At 72.2% G+C, this 21,842-nt stretch carries 20 protein-coding genes; 6 read left to right on the plus strand and 14 right to left on the minus strand.

Going from position 1 to position 21,842, the window contains the following annotated elements:
- Window positions 1-311: 311 nt before the first annotated feature.
- Window positions 312-1,106 carry a hypothetical protein gene (locus tag AB0C76_RS38015; protein ID WP_359974524.1) on the minus strand — a complete coding sequence of 265 codons (795 nt, stop codon included), beginning with the start codon at window positions 1,104-1,106 and terminating at the stop codon, window positions 312-314.
- Between the two features lie 1,192 nt (window positions 1,107-2,298).
- Here AB0C76_RS38015 and AB0C76_RS38020 point away from each other — a divergent pair.
- Entirely contained in the window at window positions 2,299-3,153 is an 855-nt protein-coding gene (locus tag AB0C76_RS38020) for an IS5 family transposase (RefSeq protein WP_359974526.1), read from the plus strand.
- A gap of 43 nt (window positions 3,154-3,196) precedes the next feature.
- On the opposite strand, the gene AB0C76_RS38025 is transcribed toward AB0C76_RS38020, so the two are convergent.
- The gene (locus AB0C76_RS38025; RefSeq protein WP_359974528.1) at window positions 3,197-3,592 is read right to left on the minus strand and encodes a contact-dependent growth inhibition system immunity protein; all 396 of its coding nucleotides are present in this window, start codon (window positions 3,590-3,592) and stop codon (window positions 3,197-3,199) included.
- Between the two features lie 360 nt (window positions 3,593-3,952).
- Window positions 3,953-4,972, minus strand: coding sequence for an Lrp/AsnC family transcriptional regulator (locus AB0C76_RS38030; RefSeq protein ID WP_359974530.1), 1,020 nt, complete (start codon window positions 4,970-4,972; stop codon window positions 3,953-3,955).
- Between the two features lie 235 nt (window positions 4,973-5,207).
- Between AB0C76_RS38030 and AB0C76_RS38035 the strand changes: the two genes are divergently transcribed.
- Window positions 5,208-6,392, plus strand: coding sequence for a M20 family metallopeptidase (locus tag AB0C76_RS38035; RefSeq protein ID WP_359974532.1), 1,185 nt, complete (start codon window positions 5,208-5,210; stop codon window positions 6,390-6,392).
- A 38-nt stretch (window positions 6,393-6,430) separates the two neighbouring features.
- Window positions 6,431-6,766, plus strand: a complete 336-nt coding sequence (locus tag AB0C76_RS38040; RefSeq protein ID WP_359974534.1) for a nuclear transport factor 2 family protein — start codon at window positions 6,431-6,433, stop codon at window positions 6,764-6,766.
- Between the two features lie 237 nt (window positions 6,767-7,003).
- On the opposite strand, the gene AB0C76_RS38045 is transcribed toward AB0C76_RS38040, so the two are convergent.
- The 4 genes from AB0C76_RS38045 to AB0C76_RS38060 form a co-directional block, all read right to left on the minus strand.
- Window positions 7,004-7,405, minus strand: coding sequence for a hypothetical protein (locus AB0C76_RS38045; protein ID WP_359974536.1), 402 nt, complete (start codon window positions 7,403-7,405; stop codon window positions 7,004-7,006).
- Window positions 7,406-7,767: 362 nt separating this feature from the next.
- The gene (locus AB0C76_RS38050) at window positions 7,768-9,720 is read right to left on the minus strand and encodes a M48 family metalloprotease (RefSeq protein ID WP_359974538.1); all 1,953 of its coding nucleotides are present in this window, start codon (window positions 9,718-9,720) and stop codon (window positions 7,768-7,770) included.
- Window positions 9,721-9,735: 15 nt separating this feature from the next.
- Window positions 9,736-10,251 carry a hypothetical protein gene (locus AB0C76_RS38055; RefSeq protein ID WP_359974540.1) on the minus strand — a complete coding sequence of 172 codons (516 nt, stop codon included), beginning with the start codon at window positions 10,249-10,251 and terminating at the stop codon, window positions 9,736-9,738.
- Window positions 10,252-10,545: 294 nt separating this feature from the next.
- Entirely contained in the window at window positions 10,546-11,334 is a 789-nt protein-coding gene (locus AB0C76_RS38060) for a phosphatase PAP2 family protein (protein WP_359974542.1), read from the minus strand.
- 560 nt (window positions 11,335-11,894) lie between these two features.
- On the opposite strand from AB0C76_RS38060, the gene AB0C76_RS38065 reads away from it, so the two are divergent.
- The gene (locus tag AB0C76_RS38065; protein WP_359974544.1) at window positions 11,895-12,260 is read left to right on the plus strand and encodes a hypothetical protein; all 366 of its coding nucleotides are present in this window, start codon (window positions 11,895-11,897) and stop codon (window positions 12,258-12,260) included.
- 464 nt (window positions 12,261-12,724) lie between these two features.
- Here the strand turns inward: AB0C76_RS38065 and AB0C76_RS38070 are convergent, their stop codons facing one another.
- From AB0C76_RS38070 to AB0C76_RS38085, 4 genes are all read right to left on the minus strand, one after another.
- Window positions 12,725-12,895 (minus strand): hypothetical protein, encoded by a 171-nt coding sequence (locus AB0C76_RS38070; RefSeq protein ID WP_359974545.1) that lies wholly within the window; start codon window positions 12,893-12,895, stop codon window positions 12,725-12,727.
- Between the two features lie 55 nt (window positions 12,896-12,950).
- On the minus strand, window positions 12,951-13,505 hold the full coding sequence (locus AB0C76_RS38075) for a hypothetical protein (RefSeq protein ID WP_359974547.1): 555 nt from the start codon (window positions 13,503-13,505) through the stop codon (window positions 12,951-12,953).
- 206 nt (window positions 13,506-13,711) lie between these two features.
- Complete coding sequence (locus AB0C76_RS38080) at window positions 13,712-14,107, minus strand: hypothetical protein (protein ID WP_359974549.1); 396 nt, start codon at window positions 14,105-14,107, stop codon at window positions 13,712-13,714.
- Window positions 14,108-14,213: 106 nt separating this feature from the next.
- Complete coding sequence (locus tag AB0C76_RS38085; RefSeq protein ID WP_359974551.1) at window positions 14,214-17,534, minus strand: ALF repeat-containing protein; 3,321 nt, start codon at window positions 17,532-17,534, stop codon at window positions 14,214-14,216.
- A gap of 635 nt (window positions 17,535-18,169) precedes the next feature.
- On the opposite strand from AB0C76_RS38085, the gene AB0C76_RS38090 reads away from it, so the two are divergent.
- A complete protein-coding gene (locus AB0C76_RS38090; protein WP_359974553.1) occupies window positions 18,170-18,508 on the plus strand; it encodes a hypothetical protein in 339 nt (112 codons plus the stop codon).
- Between the two features lie 163 nt (window positions 18,509-18,671).
- Here AB0C76_RS38090 and AB0C76_RS38095 read toward each other — a convergent pair whose 3' ends face one another.
- From AB0C76_RS38095 to AB0C76_RS38105, 3 genes are all read right to left on the minus strand, one after another.
- Window positions 18,672-19,370: a hypothetical protein gene (locus AB0C76_RS38095; protein WP_359974555.1), complete on the minus strand. Its 699-nt coding sequence runs from the start codon at window positions 19,368-19,370 to the stop codon at window positions 18,672-18,674.
- Window positions 19,371-19,569: 199 nt separating this feature from the next.
- The gene (locus AB0C76_RS38100) at window positions 19,570-19,701 is read right to left on the minus strand and encodes a hypothetical protein (RefSeq protein WP_359974557.1); all 132 of its coding nucleotides are present in this window, start codon (window positions 19,699-19,701) and stop codon (window positions 19,570-19,572) included.
- Between the two features lie 20 nt (window positions 19,702-19,721).
- Complete coding sequence (locus AB0C76_RS38105; protein WP_359974559.1) at window positions 19,722-20,684, minus strand: helix-turn-helix domain-containing protein; 963 nt, start codon at window positions 20,682-20,684, stop codon at window positions 19,722-19,724.
- A 172-nt stretch (window positions 20,685-20,856) separates the two neighbouring features.
- On the opposite strand from AB0C76_RS38105, the gene AB0C76_RS38110 reads away from it, so the two are divergent.
- The gene (locus tag AB0C76_RS38110; RefSeq protein WP_359974561.1) at window positions 20,857-21,822 is read left to right on the plus strand and encodes an NADP-dependent oxidoreductase; all 966 of its coding nucleotides are present in this window, start codon (window positions 20,857-20,859) and stop codon (window positions 21,820-21,822) included.
- Window positions 21,823-21,842: the final 20 nt, after the last annotated feature.

The following is a 21,842-nucleotide window of genomic DNA, read 5'->3' on the forward strand; positions in this document are numbered from 1 at the left end:
GGCGCCGCTCGCAGCAGCCACACGTAGCAGGTGAAGGCGCCGAGCGAGCCGAAGACGACGAGGTACGCGAGCGCGGTCCCGCAGGTTCCTGCGGGAAGCCGGCCCGATGATGCGCCGCCGGCGTGGCTGGACGAGCTGGAGGCCGCCACCAAGCGCCTGGACTCCCCCACCCCGTGGGCCAAGCGCCTCGGGGACATGGCGCAGGTGGGCATCAGCACCGAGGAGGTGATCGGCGCTTCCCTACACACCGCCCCGGCACCGATCACCCGCGAGGCCACCGGTGAAGGCGTGCGGACCTGGCGGACCGGTGGTCAGTGCCAGTCGAGTTCGGGGTAGTGGCTGCGTTGGTACTCCGACAGGCCGGAGGCAGCCAACTCGCCCCCACCCCGGCAGATGGGGCAGACCATCGTCGTGCCGCATTCCCCGCACCGACTCCTCGGCCGCTTCCGGCTGGGCACCCACCCACGGCCGGCGCACCCGGGACACCGGCCGAGGCCGTCGCACTCGTAGCAGACGTAACCGGGTGTGACGGTCGCCGGCGTGCGCACCGGCTCCGGCTCCTCGACCGGTTGCGGTGGGCACAGGGCCAGCGCCGGCGTCCGTCCGCGGAACACCACGGCGGGCGTGTCGTCACTCGTCAGGACACGGATCTCGTTGCCGTCCCGGTGAGCGACGACCACCGTCCAGAGCCTCCCGTCGTCGTGCTCCCGGGACACGGTGACGTCCCAAGCCGCCGTGCGGAGGAGGAAGGCCGCACGGGAGGCCGTCCCGACGGCGGTGGCGCCAGCCGGACGATTGCCCTGGTACTCCGCCGCATAGTGGTGGCGCGGCGGATCGCTCCGGTCCGCAACCTTCGGTTCGTCCAGGGACAACCTGCACAGGTGGACACGAACGGTCAAATCGGTGATCAGCCCCACCATCTGCCCACGCAGGGACCGACCCAGCCGGTCCAGTTCCTCACGAATTCCCGACGTCTTGTCCATGTCGGCCCCCCGGGTCCTGGAACGTAGCACAAAGCCCACTCCCGGGGACGTCTGCTGGGACGTCCCGGCTCCCTCCGGGTACGGGCCGCCTTCGACCTGACTCACGGGCAACTCAGAGACCACCCCGCACCGTCTACGCACGGCCCCGGCCGCCGGATCGCCGCGATCGTCGCCGGCCCCACCCTGCGCCGGGCCGTCACCTGCGCCGAAACCTCACCACCGTGGGGCGACCGAGGCCGCAGCCGTTGCCCCAGGTATTCTTCCGATCCCTATCGCGGGCGGCCGGGCCGCCGCCGAACACGGCCCTCGCCAGTTGCCGGCACCGCCCCGCGGAGGGCACGGGACCGGGACCACTCCGTCCGCAGGCGGCGGCCTGAACACCGCGCCGAGCCGGTCCAGCATCTCCCCGATGCCCACGCCCACTCCCCCAGCCGGCCCGGTCTCGCCGTCCCCTCGGACGAAGGAGATCGGGCTCCCCCACCAGGCAGGCTACGCCGTAGGGACAGGTGACGACATGAGCCAGAACCGGATGTCGTACGGGCTGCCGATGCTTCCCCGGGATGTTCCGGGCCCGCTCCGGGGCGCCGGCCTGCTCGGCGACGGCCTCCACGAACTCCGCCTGTCGACAGGAATCTTCGGCGCCACGCCCGACACACCAAGGCGGCTCTTGAAACTCCTGTAGATGACGGGGATCCTGTGAAATGTGACTGATGGCAGCGTCATTATCGGGAGTATTACCACCCTTGCAGCAGTGCCTCTCACCTGGTGGCTTACGAGCCAGACAGCGGCTCGGACCCAAGAGCGAGCAAGTCGCGAGGCCCTGGTCAAGCAAGGATCGGCTTTACTCGAAGCTGTCGAGGCGTATTCTGATGCCCGCGCCGTATCCGCCCGGGCATGGGGCGGGCAGCTAGCGGTATTGTCGAGCCTGTCGACTCTATCTGCTGGTCTCCGGCTAGTCTCCAGACACGCCGATGAGCACTCAAACACCGATTTCAACTTGTCTGTAATTGCGGAATCAATCACTGCCGTGGTGGCCGCACAGCGAGACCGCGCTTTCGCTTCTGCAAAGATGCAACCGCACAGGTCACGTATGGCGGCTGCCGCCGCAGCTCTGGAATGGAGCACCGAGGATGTAGCAAGATCCGCGAAAAAGCTAGTAGAGGCCGTAACGGCCTCGAAGGCATCGGTCAAAGCCATCGGCCTGGCCAAAGATGAGTTCCGGCTATCCATTGAGGCAGCCTCTGCTCCTCGGAAGTCCTGAGACCGTGTTTGAGATCTTCCCTGTCCCGTTGCTGAGGCGTTCGTTGAGCTCGCCGTGAGCGGTGTTGGGGGTGGGTATCCGTCGGACCTGACGGATGGGCAGTGGGCTTTAGTGGAGTCGTTGCTTCCGCCAGCGAGGGTGGCTCCGAAGGGCGGACGTCGGGAGAAGCATCCGCGGCGGCGGATCGTGGACGCGATCTTCTACGTGGTGCGGACCGGGTGTGCCTGGCGGCAGCTGCCGAAGGATTTCGCGCCCTGGCCGACGGTGTACTGGTACTTCACGTGGTGGCACGACGACGGCACCGTTGAACGCATCCGTGACGCCTTGCGCGGCAAGGTCCGTAAAGCCGACGGCCGCGACGTGGAGCCGAGCACGGGCCTGATCGACTCGCAGTCCGTCCGCACCGCCGATACAGTCCCCGCTGCCACCAGGGGCTTCGACGCGGGCAAGAAGGCGAAGGGCCGCAAGAGGTTCACCGTCACCGACACCCTCGGCCTGCTCCTGGCCGTCCACGTCGTCGAGGCGAGCATCCAGGACCGCGACGGCGCGAAGCGGCCGTTGCTGTGGACCAGGCTCGACCACCCGAGCGGCAAGAAGATCTGGGCCGACCAGGGCTTCACCGGCCGCTTGGTCGAGTGGGCCGCCAAGATCCTCGGCCGCGACCTGGAGATCGTCCGCAAGGACCTCGACCAGCGCGGCTTCCAGGTCCAGCCCAAGCGGTGGGCGGTAGAGCTTACCTTCTCATGGCTCACCGCCCACTGGTGCCTCGCCCGGGACTGCGAGACCGGCCCGGCGCACTCGGAGACGATGATTCGATGGGCCATGATCGGCGTCACGGTCCGCCGGCTCACCCGAGGCCGTGCTGCGACGAGCCCCGGCCCACGACCGCTCGTCCGGCAACCCTCGTAAACAGCCTGCCGGCCCCTCGCCGGAGGCAGCTGCTGTCGGCGAGCTACAGAGCCTGGAACCCCTCAACTTCGCGTTCCAGAGCAGGCGGCACGTCGGCCAGCTCCGAGACGATCAAATGGACCTCCCGCCCGACTTCGGGGAACTCGCTCCAGACTTCCGGACTCCGGGTGAGCACGGCGGCCAGCAGATCGCCCTCGTACAAGTCGCCTTCCGCCAGCGGGTCGACCCGGAGAACCTCCACCGCCAGGGGCAGCAGATGGGCAAGACCCACGTCCTGCCTGATCAGCAGTCGCATGTCCTCGACCGTCAGGTCACCGATCGGCTTGCGCCGAAGCTCGCGCACAGTCGCCATCAGCCGGGTTTCGGGGCCCGAGGGAGCCGACCGGCGGTCGCGCTCAAGTTCCTCAAGGGAGCGGTCACGGTTCACGAGTCGAGTCACTGACTGATCGTCCCATGGCAGATCTCAAACGCGCTCTGAGTCCGTTCCTCCGCACCCGTGCAGAGGTCGCTCCAGGCGCTGGAGGAGATCGACCCGTGGCGGTGCCAGCCTGGCCGACCACCTGGCAGTGTGTCCACAGCGTGGCGCGGCAGCGGTGGCCGGGGGCCGACAGCCGCGTCGACGGGCCGGCCTGCTGGTGAAGACGGTCGCCCACGAGTCCGGGCTGCTCGTACCGGGTCCCACGGGCCGGCAGGCGCACCGACACGATCGGGCGCATCCGTGCGTTGGACCTCGCGACCAGCCGCGATAGGGCATCGCGCCGGAAGCCGTCCGGGTCGAGCGGCTCTCGCCGGCGGGTGGTCAGGACGGGGGGACCGGGTCGCGCCAGATGTCCATGGGGACGGCGCGTACCGCGCGTCCGTCGGGGCCGAGGATGCGGCCCATCCGTTTCACGCTGCGCAGCGAGATGCGGCGTTCGGCCACCCGAAGGTCGGGGAACCTGCGGGCGAGCGCGACTTCCAGGCGCTGGACGTCGGCCAGGGAGCGCAGCCAGACGGACAGGAGGAGGTTGTGTGCGCCGCTGACGGACACGCACAGCCGGGCTTCGGGGAGTCTGGCGAGTTGGGGGCCGACCTCGTCGAGCCGGTCCGCCGGCAGGTCGGCCCGGTACGTCGCCTGGACCGGGCGGCCGGCGTCGTGGGACCCGATCTCGCCGCGGAAGCGGAGCGCGTCCGCGGCGGCCATGCGATCGAGGCGGCGGCGCACCGTGGAGGCGCTGAGCCCGGTGGCGGCGGCCAGTTCGGCCACGCCGAGGCGGCCGTCGACCCCAAGCCTGATGAGCAGTTCGCGGTCCTCCTGCCGCAGTTCGGGGGTTGGTTTGCCGTTCGCCGGCTGATCGTCGTGCAGTTCCTGGCGCTGGCCGGGGTCCAGTGCGTCCAGCCTCCAGCGTTTGCCCTCGGAGTAGAAGGCGGTGGCCAGGTGGACCCGGACGCAGGTGATGCCGCGGATGCGTCCCAGTCGTTCGGTGGTGTAGCGGGAGAGCGTCGCCAGGTCGGTGAAGGCCGCGGTGGCGACCAGGTCGCAGCCCTGGGAGACGTGGTCGATCGTCACCACGTGCGGTTCCTCGGCCAGTTCGTCGGCAACCCGGGAGGCCTGGCCGGGGGTGCAGTCGAGATCGAGGACGGCCACGCAGCCGCGGTCCTGCGGGGAGGGCAGGCCGTAGGCGGTGACCCACGCGATCCCGGCGTCCGAGAGCCGCTGCCAGCGGCGGGCTGCTGTGACCGGGCTGATCCCCAGGGCCTGCCCGAGCAGGGACCAGGATGCCCGGGGCCGCAGTTGCAGCGCGTTCACCAGTGCCAGGTCCAACTCGTCCACCGTCATGGCCTCCTCCACTCGCGGTTGCCGTCCGCCCCCGCACTCGGTCCGCCGTCGTGCCGGGTCCGCTCGTGGCGGGCCGGTCAGTGGCCGGCCGTTGGCGGATTCGTTCGTCCGATGGCCTCTTGCTGAAGCAAACCTGCGAAATCTCTCATGCCGTGTGCCGAGAGTTCCAGAATCGGCGAGCAAGATCGCCCCGCACACCGGATCCCGCCACACGTGGGACCGATCGGAGACAACCGTGTCCCTGCACGACGACGCCCTCGCGCTGGCCCCTGACCTGGTCCGGCTCCGCCACGACCTCCACCGCTTCCCCGAACTGGGCCTGACCCTGCCGCGCACCCAGGAGAGGGTGCTCCAGGCCCTCGACCGCCTGCCGCTGGAGGTCACGACGGGCACGGCGCTGAGTTCGGTCACCGCGGTGCTGCGCGGCGGCCGGCCGGGGCCCACGGTGCTGCTGCGCGCCGACATGGACGGCCTGCCGGTCACCGAGAAGGCCCCTGTGCCGTTCGCCTCCGACAACGGTGCCATGCACGCCTGCGGACACGACCTTCACACCGCCATGCTGGCCGGGGCCGCCCACCTGCTGGCCGCACACCGGGACCGGCTCCAGGGCGATGTCGTCTTCATGTTCCAGCCCGGAGAGGAGGGCTGGAACGGAGCCGGGGCCATGCTGGCCGAGGGCGTGCTGGACGCGGCGGGCCGAAAGCCAGTCGCCGCGTACGCCCTGCACGTGGCATCGGCCATGCCGCACGGCCAGGTCGCCTCCCGGCGCGGCCCCGTCCTCGCCGCCTCCGACGCACTGCGGGTCACCGTGCACGGCGCGGGCGGACACGGTTCGGTGCCGCACCGGGCGAAGGACCCGGTCCCGGCGGCCTGCGAGATGGTCACGGCCCTGCAGACCATGGTGACCCGCCGCTTCGACGTGTTCGACCCGGTGGTGATCACCGTCGGGGTGTTCCGGGCCGGCACGCAGAACAACGTCATACCCGAGACCGCCCGCTTCGAGGCGACCGTGCGCACCTTCTCCGCGGCGACGCGCTCGCGGGTCGCCGACGCCGCGGTGGAGCTGGTCACGGCCATCGCGGCAGCACACGGCCTGCGCGCGCACGTCGACTACGACCAGGGGTACCCGGTGACCGAGAACGACGGCGCGGAGACCGACTTCCTGGCCGACACGGTCCGGGACGTCCTCGGTGAGGAGCGCTACCTGGCGATGCCGCACCCGCTCCCCGGAGCGGAGGACTTCTCCCGTGTGCTGGAAGCCGTTGCGGGCTCGTTCGCCTGGCTCGGTGCCGCCCCCAAGGGGGTCGACGCCGACGACCTGCCGCTCAACCACTCCCCCTACGCCCGGTTCGACGATGCGGTGCTCCCCGACGGCGCCGCGCTCTACGCCGAACTCGCCGCCCGCCGCCTGGCGGCCTGAACCATCCCCCGACGACCACCAGAGGAGCGTCCGCCCGCATGAACGACCCGACCGACCCGCGCGCCGTGGTGGAGCGCCAGCTCACCGCCTACAACAACCACGACATCGATGCCTTCGCCGCCACCTACGCCGAGGACGTCGTGGTCAACCGGCGTGGCGGTCACCCGCTGCGGGGCCGGCACGCACTGCACGACAGGTACGCGGTCCTGTTCGCCGAAGGCCGCTGCCGGGCACGGATCCTGGGACGGCTCACCGAGGGCGACTGGGTGATCGACCACGAACTCGCCCACGGCGTGGGCAGCGAACCGATCCGCGTGCTGGTGGCCTACCGGGTGCGCAACGGCCTGATCGACCGCGTCGACTTCCTCGCGTGACCCGCCACCCGAGCCGGCCGGCCGCCCCGGTCCGGCACGTCCACACGGCCGTGCGCCGCGGCCGGCGGATGCCCCCGGGCCGTCGAGGCGTTCACCGAGTGCCTCGGCGCCGGAGTCGGCGCCCACCGCCCCAACCCCGTTCTCACCCGACCGACAACACCCCGACCGCAACCGTCGAACCTCGCCCGGGCTTCCGGTTGCCGCCCCGCCTCCGGTAGACGGGGCCGACGACCCGCCTCAGCGGGCCGGCGCGGTCTCCTCGGCGACGGCGGCGCACGACGGCGTTCCCAGGATGTCCGAGATCTGCGCGACCTGCTGCTGGGTCTGGCTGAGCTGTGCCTTGTCCATCTCCAACCGATCGGAGGCCGACGCGTTCTCACCGTACAACCGCCCCAGGTCCTGGTTGAGGGCCGAGGCGTACTTCATGTCCTGGATCAGGAGCGCGCCGTACGAGTCTGCTCCACCGATACCACCGAGCCGGCTCGCCGCCTGCCCCTGGAGATCGGCCGCCCAGCGCGCGTCCGCGGCCATCTGGCCGTCCGGCGGCGTGGCCCGTTCGGGGGTACCGCGGCTGCCGTAGAGGTCGCCGCAGGCCCGTTCGGCCGCCGCTGCCCAGGGCCCTTCCGCACTGCTGCTCACCGGGTTGCTCCCGCCTTCGGTCGACGGCGGCGTCGAGGTCCGGGGGCCGGCTGTCGAGGAGCTCGGCCGGGGAGACGTGTTCGGTGTCGTTCCTCCGCCCCCGCAGGCGCCCAGCGCCACGGTCAGGCCCGCGGCGGCGAGCAGACCGAGAGAACGGAACCTCATCGCGGGACCCTGGCCTTTCCTGCGGAATGCGGCTACGGGCGCGGAGACCGGGTACCGGTCCGGGCCGCCGTCCGTGGCACCGGCGTCGACCGACCGGGAAGGTTGAAGATCGTACACATTCGAATTCGACTGCGGTCATCACCTTGCCGGAGCACCGGTGCTCCGGCAACCGCGGCGCGCGTGGCGCCGGGAGCAACTCATCGACCGAGCCGTGCCACCGACGCGCGTTCGGTTCCGCGCCTCGCGGTGAAGCCGACCACCGATGCCGCCGCCGCCAGCGGGACCGTTATCAGCGCCGCCGGGTTGCCGATGAACTGCACCGTGGTGATCAGGGCCTCCTGGTCCATGGGTCTGCCCACGACGGCCTGCACGATCGCCAGCCCGGCGGTGGCCGTCAGACAGGCCGTGCAGGAGGCGATGACACCGAGGAGGGCGCCTTCCCGCCGCATCCCGCCCAGCGTGACCGACAAGGCCGCTGCCCCGATCGCGATCCACACGGAGTCCACGTAGTAGGCCCACACCGCGTCACCGTTCGGGAAGGGCTGGACGGCCGTGCGCAGGATGATCGATCCCGCCGTCGCCGCCGCACCCCAAGCAGCGCCGACGCACAGTCCGATCACCAGGGAGGCCCTTCTGCGGGCAGCGGCCAGCACGGTGAAGGCGCAGAGGACGCCGAGGAGTCCGAGCGCGATCGTCGCCGGGTCGTTCCGCGTCAGGAGCGGCAGGCCTTCACGTGCGGACGCGGGGCCCGCCTCCACCACCAGCACGGCGGCCGGAAAAGTGGATGCCGCGGCCAGTCCGCCTCCCACCACACCGAGGACAACGGTACGCGTGACGCGGGGCGGGCGGCCGTCGCCCGCCGGGCGCAGCCGCAGTCCGTCGGCGAGGAGCACGAGGAGTACGCCTCCGGCCACCGCACACGTCACCGCTTCGGCCGCCACGTACGCGGCTGCGCCGGAGGCCAGGCCCGCCGACGGGCCGTTGGCGGGAAGCAGCCCCGTGCCGGCGAGGGAGACCATCGAGCCGCACACCGCGCCGCAGATCAGCACGGCCCCGGAGCCGAGCAGTGCCCCGGCCCCCAGGGTCTCCGTTCCGGTGGCCCTCAGCGCGATGGCGGCGATCCCCGCTCCCAGGGCGGCGTACGCCGCCGTGTGCGATGTGCGGTCGGCGGTGAGGGGGTTCTGCCCCAGAGAGATGATCAACTCCTGGAGCAACGGCAGGGCCGCGGTTGCGGACAGTCCGAGGGCCAGCAGTTCGCCGCTGCCCGGTCTGCCGAGAAGCCGCGGATCGGTCACCACGTCAGCACGTCGTCCGGGAGCCGGGTGAAGGGAGAACAATCCCCTGGACAGACGCCGGAGCAAGCCCGGTGGTACCGGTCGGTGTGCGGCGAAGAGCCTTGCGTACCGGAGCGGCTCGTCGCACCAGGAGGCGGCACGGACATCCGCGTAGTGCTCACGCGTCCTCAGCACTGCGGCCCGGACGCCGTGGACGAAGAGCACGAGCAGCAGTGCGCGCCACAGGAAGTCCGGGAGCAGCGACAGGTCGTGGTCGACCAGCCGCCACAGCACGGGCACGGCCAGCAGGAGGACCACCACGTTTCCCGCATGTCGTGCGGCGGCAGCCGGGAGGAGGTCGCGGTTGCGCACGTGGGCGAGCTCGTGGCGGAGCACCGTGTCGAAGGCGGCCGGCTTCCGGCGGGCGGCGTCCAGAAGCGCCGGTGCGACCACGATGCGGTGGTTCCACGGGGTCCCGTAGGCGCGTGCGCTTGCCCCCTGGGCCGCCGGGTTCCACATCAGGCGCGGGGGCGGCCCCGGCGCCGCTCGGGCCGCCATCCGCACCAGACGTGACCGAGCGGTGCCACCGGCCCCGGGAGGCACCTCCACCAGGCGACACCGCCGCTCGGTGATCGCCGGGTCCACGAGGGTGAGCACCGCGAGCGTGGCCAGCGCCGCCAGCGGCGGTACCAGGAGCCACTGGACGGGAGCCACGGTTCCGGGTCGGCCGGCGACCGTGCCCAGGTAGAGCCAGTCGCCCACGAACACTCCGGAGATCAGGACGAGCGCCGTCAGCAGGAGCACGCGCACACCGGTTCCCGCCGGGTACTTCAGGACGCTCGCGTCCCAGGGTCCGGGCGGCTGAGCAGCGGTCACGGCCGGCCCGTCCGGTCACGCGGCCTGCGGGCGGCCCACCGGGCCCACCGCAAGGGTGCCCACGATCGCCTTCGCCATGACCTCTGCGTCGTCCTCGTCCGCCCCCATGCGGCGGCTCACGTCGTAGGCGGCGGTCCGTACGCGCTCCAGAACCTCCCCCGGCAGGGGTGCCGGCTCACCGTGCCCATCACCGTCGCCGGATCGAGGGTGCAGGACCCGGTGGAGCCACTGGGAGAAGGTGGTCTGCATCTCGTCCTGCAGGGACGCGGCGAACGCGTCGGTGATCACCGAGATCACGGCCTTCGCAGCGGCGACCGCGAGCGGTATCAGCGGGGCCACGACCTCGATGCCGAAGTCCAGCTCCTCGTCGGCGGGCGGCCCACCGGAGGGGTGCCCCGCGAGGTAGCCGTCGCGGTCGGCACGGAAGACACCCACCTGCCCGGGTGCCTCCGCCGCCTCCAACGCGGCCACGACCAGCGTGGCCACGAGTTCCTTGTCCTCCGCCTCGGCACGGGGCGTCGTGTCGGTCATGGCGTTTCCTCCACACTCCGGTCCCTCCGAGTCGGCAGGACCCTGACCGGGCACTCAGGTGCGTTCCATGCCCCCGCCGACGCACTACCCGGGCCCGTCCGTAGCCGGCCTGCCGCTGTCGCGCCGTTCCGGCGCTGCGGGCGCCTACAGCCAGGGTTTCCGACCGGCGAGTACGCCGGATAGGGCCGGTTGGGCCCGCTTCCCCGCGCCGACCCACCCGGTCGGCGGCCCGGCACCGGAACCCGACCGGCCCGGTGGGTGGCCTCGCGGGCGCATTCGGCGACCTGCCGGTCGTCATGGCCCCGTGCGGCGTGCGGTGCGTGCGGGTCCCTCCGCTGCGGTGTACCCGAGCAGGGCCGCGCACAGGAAGGCCGCTGCCGCGAAGACCAGCGGTCCCGTCACGGAGTCGTCCCGTGCGCCGGCGGCGAGCGCGCCGGCCGCTGACAGCACGAGGGCGATGGCCGACCGCGCACGGGGGCGGCGTGTGACCCCTGGGGCGGCTGATGGCAGCAGCCGGGTCGCGAAGCTGTGGCAGGCGCAGGCCAGCAGCGTGGCCCCCAGCACGTCGCTCGGCCGGTGGTGGTAGAGGGCCTGGACAGCACCGGCGGTGACGGCGAGCCACAGCATGCCGGCCGCGGTGACGTAGGGGCGGATGCGGGGGGAGGCGACGAGGGCGGTGCCGAGAACCAGCCCGGCGGGGACGGCCACGTGTCCGCTGGGGAAGCTCGCGGCGGTGAGCATGGCGGGCGCGTCCACCAGATCGGGGCGGGGCAGAACCCCCTTGCCGAGCACCTCGGTACCCCCAAACGTGACCACGACAACCCCGATCGCCGCGCAGCCCTCCCACCAGCACCGCCGCAGCAGGGTGACGGCCACGATCACGGCCGTGCCCACGACCAGGGTGGGCAGGGCGGTGAAGTCCAGCGGCGGCAAGGCTCCCGAGTCGTACACCGACCCCGACCAGTCGTAGATCCATGCCGGTTCGCCGCCGTTCCGGTTCAACAGACCGTTCTCCGCCCGTTGCCCGAACGGGGTCCAGACGGCGACCAGGTAGACCACCAGGAACCCCAGGAGGAACAGCAAAGCCGGAATCCATGGCCGTATCGTCCGGAAAGGATTCCGACCGGTCGGAGCTCTCGGGACCCGGCCGAGGGCATCCGGCCGGTGCACGGACAGGGGTGCGCGGTCCTGCTGGGTCATCGCTGTCTCTCTTCTGCGCGGGCGGCGGTTCGGCCACGTACGTCCTCTGGCACGCCGTGAGCGGCCGTGCGGTTCCGTGTCGTGGCGGTGGATGGCGTCAGGGAGCGCGGTCTGCCGGTTGGTCAGCTTGCCGCCGGTGCGGGCCTTGTCCTGCTGGCGCAGCCAGCTGCCGGGGCGGAAGGCCGGATCGTCGCCGAGACCGGTGCGGTTGGCCGGGCCGGTCCATCGAGGACGGTGCCGTCGAGCGGACGCGGCGAGCGCGGCCGAGCGGGCACTTCGGCGGGGGCACAGGTCGCACGCCTGACGCCGGAGCGGTCCCGGCCGGGTGGGGGCGGGAAAGCGCCGCCGGTCGGGCCGGAAACGCACTGTTCGAGGAGTCATTCGTACCGGTAGGAATGGGCCGTGGCGCGGACCCGCCGCGTCACCCGAGAGGAGCCGCTTCCGTGACCCGCCTCCGCGCCGCCGTCCTGACCGTCGGTTGTACCGCCGCCGCCCTCACCCTCACCATGGGCACCGCCCAGGCCGCGCCCGGCAGCACCAGCACGACCTGCTCGTCATCGCTCACCCCGGACGGCTTCGTGGACGTCCAGTGGTGGAACAGCGCCGGCTGCGGCTCCGGCTTCAACCCCAATACCAAGAAGATCATGCAGCTCACCGGCTACCCGGTCGGCACCGTGGTCAACGCCTGCGCCTCCACCTGGCCGCCGGCCGGCTGGACGATCGTGAGCAGCTTCTACAGCTCCGGGTGCCAGTACTCCTCGGTACCGAGCTTCGACAAGAACTCCTGGCAGCTCAAGCGCGTCTCCTGACGGCTGCCGGGCACTCAGGGCTCCCGGACGTCCGGGAGCCCTTCCCCGGCGGGGCCGTCCCAGGTCGGCCGCACCCAGGGCTGGCTGGCGTCGTGTGCCGGCCCGCCCGGAGGGTGGCCGGGCGCGCCGGTAGCCCTCCGAGCGGGGTCCTCGCGCTCGGGGCGCAGTGCAGGGCGAGGCAGAATGCGAAGATCAGCGCGAGTGCGGAGAGTGAACCCGTGGCGCCGCAGCCAAGGACATCCGGGTGCCCCTGACTCCGGGTTCACACGTATGGCTACGGGACCAGCCGTCGAAGGTCGGGCTGAGGACTACTCCCCCTCAGCGCAACTGACTGCACATCAGTTCTTCTCCGGTCTTGACCGGCGTGCGGGGTGGACGCTGTCCCACCCCTTGACCAGATGTCTCGTCCCGCCCGACTCGCCCCGGTCAGGTTCTTTGCCCTCCCGGTGCGCCCGCGGGCGGGATCACCCTGCGGTGCGGGGAAGCGCCCGGCCGGGCGGGATGCCGCGCAGGGCCCGAGCGACGACCGGACGCAGCGGGGTGAGGGTGTCGGTGGGGGTTTGCGGGACGGCGGGGAAGCACGGCGTGCGGGAGATCGAGGTGTCCCCCGGCATCGGGGCGGGGCCGGAGCGCATGTCGGGGCAGGATGGTGCGGGCCCCGCCGCGGCCGCGCGGCAGGGCCCGGGGGTGTCACTTGACGGCGGTGAGGTCCAGCAGCGTGTACGGGCGGCGCTGCGGTTCGGTGGCCTCGCCGACCGCGTTCGGCATGTTCCGCTGCAGCGTGAAGGTCTTCTCCTCGGTCTGGCCGGCGGCGCCGGTGACCATGTGGGCCGTCACCGCGTAGTCGGGGGTCGTGATGCCGTAGACGGACGGCAGCTCCAGCTTGAGGGAGGCGCTGTTCCCGGTGATCTGGAAGCAGAACTTGCCGTGGCCGACGGTGTCCCGGTCGGCCATGCCCCGGGTGTCGACCAGCAGCACCCCCGGCCTGGTGGTGCCGGGGGTGGGGCAGTCGACGAGGAGCATGTGGCCGTCACCGGTGATGAGCTTGATGCCGCGGTCCGCGAAGATCTTGTCGGCGCCCGGGTAGGCGAAGTCCTCGACGGCCGGCGGCGGCGGGGTGTCGTCGGCGGTGACGGCCACGGAGCCGGCCGGAGCGCCGGTCGCCGCATTGGCGGCCGCGACACCCGTGAACGCGACGGAGCCGGCGACCGCGCCGGCGACGAGCAGCTTGGAAATGGAGCGCATGGGAATCCCCCCTGGAACGTTTCGGAGTCGGTGGTTCACGGCATCTGCGTGAATGGCCCGGAGGCCGTCACCGGGAGTATTGCTATCACGAACGGATGACGTTCCGGAAGATCGTTCTTCCGACCGGGAGAAGAATTGCCGAAACGCGAGTATGCATACGAACTCTATGGGCGGACCGATATCCCGAACGGCCCTTTGCCGGGCGGTTACGGCTTGAACAGGTACAGGAGGCCGCCCGCCGCGACCGCCGCGAGGGCGAAACGGATCATGGCTTCCTGGGCGAGGCCGTAGTGCTCCGGCGGCAGGCTGCCGTCCTCGGGGCGTTCCAGGACCATCCGCGCCATCTTCTTGCGGAATCCGAGCAGGCTCGCGGGAATCATCAGGCAGGCGATCGAGTACATCGAGAGCAGCAGCTGGGGCGAGTAGTCGGGCTTGGTGATCGAGGCGATGTAGGCGCACGTCGCCAAAATCACCGGCATGGACGAAACGCGGATCCGGGTCGCGCGCGTCGGCATCGAAGGCACCAGCAGGGCGAGGTTGACGGCCGCACACAGGGCCGCGATCAGCCACCAGGAGGTCGTGCTGAGGTCGAGTTGGTACATGTCCACCCCTAGTCGACCGTGGGGCCGCGACGGACGCGGCCCCACGGTCCCGTTCGAATTGACTCACCGCTCTCCGGCAGCCTAGACCGCCGGACGGTTCAGGAGATCACCAGGTGAAGAGGCCGATAATGCCGGAGGCCACGGCGGACCCACCTTCGATGATCTTCTGGCCGACCGCCTTGGCGCCCTTGATGCTGGTCTTCACGACCGGTCCGGCGATCTCGCCGAAGACCTTGCCGTAGGGGCCTCCGATCCAGCCGACGGCGGCGCCGGTCGCCGCGTTGATGAACGAACTGCTGTTGAAGCCGTCGGCGAGGAGGAACCCGCCGGCGCTGATCAGACCGGCGCCGAGGGAGAACGCCCCGAAGACGCCGAACCCGATCTCCCCGAGGGGCGGCGGGAGGGCGAGCGAAGTGACTGCCATCAGGCCCCAGATGGTGCTGTAGTGCCCCGCTTCCGTGGCGAAGTTGCGGATGCCGTCCTTGCCGTCGCCGCCCGTCCCGCCGCTTCCACCGCTTCCACCGGAGCCCCCGGGCGGGGTGGCGGACGCCGTTTCGTTGACCTTGTCGTTGGCCGGGTTGTTGGACGGGTTGACGTTCGCGGCCTCGGCCTGACGGGCCGCCTGGGCCGCCGCGGCTGCCGCCGCCGCCTGCTCCTGGGCCCGCTTGTCCGCCGCGACGGCGTGCGCCTCCCGGGCGGCCGCGGAGGCCTCGGAGGCGCTCTTGCCGGCGGCCGTCGCCGAGGCCGCCGCGCTGGCGGCCGAGGCACGGGCGCCGGCCGCGGCGGCGGTGGCCTTGTCGGCGGAGGCGACCGCCTGGTTCAGCGAGTAGTTGGCCGCGCGGTTCGCCTTCTGCGCGGTCGCGGCGGCCGACTTGGCCTGCTGGGCGGAGGCGGCCGCGGCGTTCGCCGAGGCGTCCGCCGCAGTGGCCTTGGCCTTCGCGTCGTCCGCGTAGCCCTTGGCCTGCTGGGCCGACGCCTGGGCCTTGTTCGCCCAGTCGTTGGCCTCCTGGGCGGCGTTGCGGGCGTTGGCCGCGACCTGGTAGGCCAGCTGGGCGTTCTCGGTGGCGGTGACCGCGTCCTTCGCCGCGTTGGCGATCAGCGCGAGGACCGAGGACACGTGGGTGTCGGTGTCCGAGTCGAGCACGGCGGCCTTGTACTGGACGGTGGTCACGAAGTCGTGCTGCATCCAGGCCGGCCCGGCGAGCGCGACCTCGGCCGCCGCCTTGACGTTGGGACCGGCCTGGCCGTTCAGGACGGAGAAGATCGTCACCCGATCGTCCTCGGCCACGGCGCGCTGGTAGCCGGTGTGGACGAAGTCGGACATCGCCTTGGCGCTGCCGTTGCTCAGTGCGGCGGCGCCGTCCCGCTGGACCGCGGTCCCGGCTCCGTTGAGCATGGTGAAGACGGTGTACCGGAGGTCGTCGGCCTGGACGTCCAGCGCGCCACCGGAGAGGAACTTCGAGACGGCGGTCGGGTCCGTGCTCTCCAGCGTCCGCTGGGCGGCCCCCGCGAGCGTGGAGGTGCCGATGGTGGACAGGTAGGTCACCTTGTCGCGGTCGTCCAGCCGCAGACCGTCCTGGTACTCCTTCCTCGCCCAGGCGACCACGCCGTCGTCGTTGTCGGCGAGCGCGGCGCGGGCGGCGTCCCGGGTCCAGTAACCCGCGCTGCCCAGCAGGTTGACGGCGGCCTTGCGGCCGAAGCCCGCCGCGGTCCTGGTGTCGGCACCGGGGGCGGCGGCCTTCTGCACCAGGTCCTTGGTGGCCGCGTCGAGCGCGGCGGCCGAGGTCTGGTCACCGGTCAGCTTGGCCTGGTCCGCGGCCTCCGCCCTGGCGAGGGCGGCGGCCTCCTTGAGACCCTGCTGCTTGTCGGCCTCCAGCTTGGCGGCCTCGGCCTGACGGGCCAGCTGCTCGATGCTCTGGGCCTCGGTGACGGCGTCGTTGGCGGCGGTCGCGGCCTCGATCGCGGCGTTCGCGTGGGCGGTCGCCACGTTGGCCCAGTCCTGCGCCTGGCCGGCCGCCGCGGCGGCCTGCTCGGCGGCGGTGGCCGCCTTGTCGGCGTGGTCGGCGGCGCTGGTGGCCCTCCGGTTCGCCTCGGCGGCGTGCGCGGCGGCCGCGTTGGCCAGGCTCTCGGCCTGGCCGGAGGCCGCGGTGGCCAGGTCCGCCGCGGAGCGCGCCTTGCCGGCCGCGGCCCGGGCCCGGGCCGCCTGGGCGCTGGCGGCACCGGCCGAGTTGCCGGCCTGGGCGCTGGCCTCGGCGGCGCTGGCCGCGTCGCGCGCGGCACGGGCGGCGGCGGCGCCGGAGCGCCCGGCGTCGGTGCTCGCGCTGGCCGCCGCGGAGGCGGCGCTGGCGGCGTCCCGGGCGCCCTTGGCGGCATCGCGGGCCTGCTGGGCGGCGGCGCTGGCGGCGCCGGCCTCGTCCCGGTTGCCCGCGGCGGACGCGGCGGCCCGGTACGCCTTGGAGGCGGCCTGCTCGGCCGCGGCCGCGGCCGAGGCGGCCGACTGCGCGGCCGAGGCGGCCGTGCGCGCGGCGGCGACGGCGGCGTTCGAGGCGGAGATCGCCGTCTCCGCAGCGGCGGCCGCGCCCTCGGCGGCCTGCGCGGCGCTGTTGGCCGCCGCGCCCGCCTTGTTGACGTCGTCCTTGGCGGCGGCGGCCTCGGCGGCGGCCCGCTGCGCGGCCTCCTTCGCCTTGCCCGCGGCATCCTCGGCACGGGCGCCGGCCTGCTTGGCGTTCTCGGTCTCGTTCTTGGCGCGCTGGCCGGCCTCCTTGGCCGCCTGGGCGAGCTGGGTGATCGAGAGCGTCTCCTGGTCCCGGGTCCGGGCCAGGTACTGGCCCTTCTCCAGGAACGCGCGGACGTCCTGGGCCGTCCCGGCGAGCGCCCGCTGGGCCTGCTTGGTGTACTCGGGCCCGGGGTTCTGGCCGAGCGCGGCGAAGATGGCGAACCGGTCGTCCTCCTCCTGCGCCTTGGCCTGACCGGTGGTCAGGAAGTCCTCCAGGGCCTTCTGGCTGCCGTCGTTCAGCGCCTTGGCGGCGGCCGCCTGGACACCCGCCTCACTGTTGTTCAGCACGTAGAAGACCGCCGCCCGGCGGTCTTCGTCCATCGGCTTCTGCCAGCCCGACGTGACGAACGCGTGGACGTCCGCGTCGGTGCCGTTCAGCGCCTTGATGGCGGCCTCACGGACACCGACACCGGTGTCGCTGAGCATCTTCAGGACGGCGAAGCGCTCGTCCTCGGCGGAAGCCCGGGCCAGGGTCTCGCCGAGGAACTTGGTGAGGTCCGCATCTGAGCCGACCAGCGCCTTCGCGGCGGCGTCCTTGGTCGAGACGCCGCCCAGCTCCCAGGCCTCGACCACCCTGGCGCGGGTGTCAGCCGGCAGCGGCGCCGGACCGACATCGGACGGAAGGGCCTGGGCGGTGGTCGTACCGGCCACGGTGGCGGCAAGAGTGAGCGCTATCAGCGCGGAAAGTTTCTTGCGGACCCGCCGCCCTTGCGGCAATCCTGTCCGATTTGTCGTGTAGGTCATAACCCCTCACGTTTTCCCCCTGGCCCGTCAGGGCCCCTTTGCAGCAGGACAGTTGTCCCGGCACCGCGAGGAGCATAGTTGTACACGGACGAAATTCCGATCATCTTTTAAAATTGTCTGATTGTGCACGCACTGGCTTGATCTCTACACTGCCGAGCTTTGTTCATCGCAAAACGGACGCCGGTGATTGACGGGGGATCATCTGGTGCATGTCCCCTCAGATGCATCGTCAGGCCGGCGCCCCTACGCCCGAACACCCTGGTAGCGCCCTTCGGCCAACTCCCCGAGCCTGGCCTCGACCGGCGACGACCGGGCCGAGCCTTGTGGCGGCAGCGCGATCCGCCGCCCGGTCGGCACCCCCGGGGTCGCCGACCGGTGGCTTGTGAAGTCGGGTTTCCCCTCGGGAAGTTGACGCCCACGGGTCCGCTCGCGAAGGGAGAAGTGGTGTCGGACGTGCAGAAAGCCCCTGGCGACTGGCTCGATCCCGCGCCCACGCCGAGGACCGTATCGAGGACGTCCGGGCCAACCCGTAGGGTGGTCGCGTGACGGATGAGCTGTCGTTCGAGTCGGCGGAAACCGGCGGAGGCGGCCGGGCAGCGTGCCCACGGTGCGAAGAGACGACCAGGATCACCGTGTTCCGGGAATGGCACCGGCCGGTCGCCCGAGGCCACGGCGTCCTGCGGTGTCTCATCGCGGTCGCGCTGTTCCTCGTGGGCGCGAAGCCGCATGACGGAAGCCCTGCCACGAACGCGGTACTGCTCGCTCTCAGCGGGCTGTTCACCGTGTCATCGGTGCGCGCCATGAAACAGGCCACATCGGGTGGGCCGATCGATGTCGTCTACTGCCACCACTGCACCGCCCGGACCAGAACAACGCCGTGAGAGCGCCGGATGCCAACAGCCGGATCCCGTGGACGTCCCGGCCAGCCGGACGTGCGTTCCTGCCCGTCTCCGCGCCCGGCCGGGGCCGCTGGCCTCCTTCCTGGCCGTCCTGGTCCTCTGGTCGCCGGTCGCCGGTCGCCGGGGAGACCCGGCCGAAGCACGGTCAGGAGAAGGACGTGTGCTGGTACCTGACGGTGAGCGTCGCGATCAGCCAGGCCGAGACGGCGAGCCCCAGGGTCACCGGGAAGGGCCACTGCACCAGCGTGAGGAAGACGGCGCCCATGGAGGTCACCAGGGCCGTCCCCATGATGAGGACCGGCGAGCTGTTCCAGAACTCCGGGTTCCGGCCGGGCAGTCCGTAGGCGGTCACCACCGTGCCCACGGCGATCAGCAGCGCCGCTTCCGCCAGGCCGAGCCAGACGTGCCAGGACAAGGTCAGGGTGCTGACCTCGTGCCCGTCGTGGGCGATCCGGACCACCGTGTCCTTCCAGATCTTCAGGTCCACGGCGGTGCCGGCCTCCACGTGCCGGTAGAGGGACTCGTCGACCTCGTACTTCTGGGCGGACCCTGCCCCGTGTGCGATGTTCAGGAAGTAGCTGGTTCCGTCGTCGACGGAGCTGGACACCCACTTCCTGGTGACCTGGCCGCTCTCCAGCAGCAGGCAGTCGGTGTACGGGCCGGGCGCCGGAGTACCGCAGACGGGGGCGGTGCGGTAGCCGCCGTGTTCCTCGAAGGTGCCGACGAACAGGACGAAGCCGAGGGCGACCAGCGGCAGGCCCGCGAGGACGATCAGGGTGCGCGCGGTCCGGGAGTCCCGGCGCGGCCGCTTCGGTTTGCCCGGAGTCCCCGCCCGGCCGTCCATCGGATCCCCACCCGCCCTGCCGCGTCCGTGTGTGGCGCACCCGGGTGATCTCCCGGGCCGCACGCCGGATGATGCCAGGGATGTCCGGCGGGCGCGATCGGTTCGCCGAAGTCCCTGCCTGCAGGCCGCCGCACGCACTGCCCTTCCGCGTCCCGAGGTGCGGCACACCGCCCACGCGCCGGCCGACCGGGTTCCGCGCCTACGGCCGCAGGCCGCGCATCGGGTTGGCGACGAGCCAGGTCGCGAACTCCTCGGTGACGGCGCCTCCTGGGCGATGGAACCTGGTGCACCACCCACCCCAGGTCCAGCGCTCCGAGCTGGTCGACTCCATCGACCTCCTGCGCGGCACCGTCATCCGGTCGGCCGGAAGGTGCGGCGGTAGGCCTGCGGGCCGACGCCGACGGCCGCGCGCAGGTGGTGGCGCAGCGAGGCCCCGGTGCCCAGGCCTGCGCGGCGGGCCACCAGGTCGACCGGCCAGTCGGTGGTTTCGAGGAGGTGGCGGGCCAGGTCGACGCGTTGGCGGGTGAGCCACTGGACGGGCGTGGTGCCGGTTTCCTCGCGGAAGCGGCGGGCGAAGGTGCGCACGCTGGTGTGGGCGTGTGCGGCGAGTTCGGCGACGGTGAGCGGGGCGGCGAGCCGTTCCACGGCCCAGGCCTGCGTGGAGGCGGTGCTCGTGCCGGTCGGTTCGGGGACGGGGCGCCGGATGTACTGGGCTTGGCCGCCGTCGCGCCAGGGCGGCACGACGCAGGAGCGGGCGACGTCGTTGGCGATCCGGCTGCCGTGGTCACGCCGGACGAGGTGCAGGCAGAGGTCGATGCCGGCGGCCACCCCGGCGGAGGTCAGGACGTCCCCGTCGTCCACGTACAGGACGTCGGGGTCCACGCGGGTGGTGGTGAACAACCGCTGCAGCCGGTCGGCCTCGCGCCAGTGGGTGGTGGCGGGCCGGTGGTCGAGCAGTCCGGCCGCGGCCAGCAGGTAGCTCGCGGTACAGATGGCGACGATGCGCGTGCCGGGGCGGATCGCGGCGAGGGCCGCGCGCAGGTGGTCGGGCAGCCGGCCGTGTTCCCGGAGCTCGGCGAGGCACTGCGCGGGCGGGATGACGACGGTGTCGACGGAGGCGAGCAGGGTGGCGTCCCGGGAGACCGCGAGGTCGAAGTCGGCGCCCGTGCGGACCGGCCCGCCGTCGAGGCTGCAGGTGGTCACGGTGTAGAGCGGTTCGCCCGACTCGTCGCGGGCGGCGCCGAAGATCCGGGCGGGGATGCCGAGTTCGAAGGGGTGGACGCCGTCCAGGGCCAATACGCCGACGTGGTGCATGGCCGGATCCTTTCACCACGTGGCCGTCGCGCCACCACCAGGGGCGGGCCGGCACGGGCACTCTGACGGGGCGCCCGGACGAACGGGCGGCGACTCCGGGCGAACGGGCGGCGAGGCGGCGGGCCTCGCTCGACGGAACCCCGGCCGATCAACGGAAAGCAGGCACAGCACCATGCCCCTCCCCACCACCATGCGCGCCGTCTCCCAGGACATCGCCGGCGGCCCGGACGTCCTGCGGCTCGTGGAGACCGCCCGCCCCGAGCCGGCCCGCGGCGAGGTCCTGGTCCGGGTGCACGCGGCCGGGGTGAACCCCGCGGACTGGAAGACCCGCGAACGGGGCCTGCTCTCAACCGGCGTCGAGCCGCCGTTCACCCTCGGCTGGGACGTCTCCGGTGTGGTGGCGGGGGTCGGCGCCGGCGTCACCCTCTTCCGGCCCGGCGACGCGGTGTACGGGATGCCGCGCTTCCCCCACCCGGCCGGTGCCTACGCCGAGTACGTCACCGCGCCGGCCCGGCACTTCGCGCCCCGCCCCGCGAAGCTGACCCACGTCGAAGCAGGGGCTCTGCCGTTGGCGGCGCTCACCGCCTGGCAGGCGCTGGTCGACACCGCCGCCGTCCGGCCCGGCCAGCGGGTGCTGGTCCACGCGGCGGCCGGCGGAGTCGGTCACCTGGCGGTCCAGATCGCCAAGGCGCTGGGCGCCTACGTGATCGGCACCGCGAGCAGCTCCAAGCACGGGCTGCTGCGCTCCCTGGGCGTGGACGAACCGGTCGACTACCGCACCGGGGACGTCGCGGAGACCGTCCGTGACGTCGATGTCGTGCTGGACCCCCTCGGCGGCGGGAGCCCCGCCAGGTCCCTGCGGTCCGTGCGCCGGGGCGGCACCCTGGTGTCGCTCCTCCCGCCGGACGCGACCTTCCCCCGGGCCGAGGCCGAGGCGGCCGGCGTCCGGGCGGACTTCATGCTCGTCGAGCCCGACCACCTGGGCCTGCGGGAGATCACCCGCCTGGTCGAGGACGGCCGCCTGCGGGTGGTCGTCGACACCGTCCTGCCGCTGGAGCGGGCCGCCGAGGCGCACCGCCTGGGCGAACTGGGCCGTACCACCGGGAAGATCGTGCTCGCGGTGACCGACCGCGGGTGACCCGAGTGGGGAATTCGTCG

It is taken from the genome of Kitasatospora sp. NPDC048722 (assembly GCF_040650235.1).
Lineage (GTDB): Bacteria > Actinomycetota > Actinomycetes > Streptomycetales > Streptomycetaceae > Kitasatospora.

Excerpts from the sequence above, each read along its gene's own strand:
- AB0C76_RS38030 (WP_359974530.1), bottom strand. The coding sequence starts at position 4,972 with ATGACGGTGGACGAGTTGGACCTGGCACTGGTGAACGCGCTGCAACTG.
- AB0C76_RS38040 (WP_359974534.1), top strand. The coding sequence starts at position 6,431 with ATGAACGACCCGACCGACCCGCGCGCCGTGGTGGAGCGCCAGCTCACC.
- AB0C76_RS38055 (WP_359974540.1), bottom strand. The coding sequence starts at position 10,251 with ATGACCGACACGACGCCCCGTGCCGAGGCGGAGGACAAGGAACTCGTG.
- AB0C76_RS38070 (WP_359974545.1), bottom strand. The coding sequence starts at position 12,895 with ATGCGCTCCGGCCCCGCCCCGATGCCGGGGGACACCTCGATCTCCCGC.
- AB0C76_RS38075 (WP_359974547.1), bottom strand. The coding sequence starts at position 13,505 with ATGCGCTCCATTTCCAAGCTGCTCGTCGCCGGCGCGGTCGCCGGCTCC.
- AB0C76_RS38080 (WP_359974549.1), bottom strand. The coding sequence starts at position 14,107 with ATGTACCAACTCGACCTCAGCACGACCTCCTGGTGGCTGATCGCGGCC.
- AB0C76_RS38095 (WP_359974555.1), bottom strand. The coding sequence starts at position 19,370 with ATGGACGGCCGGGCGGGGACTCCGGGCAAACCGAAGCGGCCGCGCCGG.
- AB0C76_RS38100 (WP_359974557.1), bottom strand. The coding sequence starts at position 19,701 with ATGGAGTCGACCAGCTCGGAGCGCTGGACCTGGGGTGGGTGGTGCACC.
- AB0C76_RS38105 (WP_359974559.1), bottom strand. The coding sequence starts at position 20,684 with ATGCACCACGTCGGCGTATTGGCCCTGGACGGCGTCCACCCCTTCGAA.
- AB0C76_RS38110 (WP_359974561.1), top strand. The coding sequence starts at position 20,857 with ATGCCCCTCCCCACCACCATGCGCGCCGTCTCCCAGGACATCGCCGGC.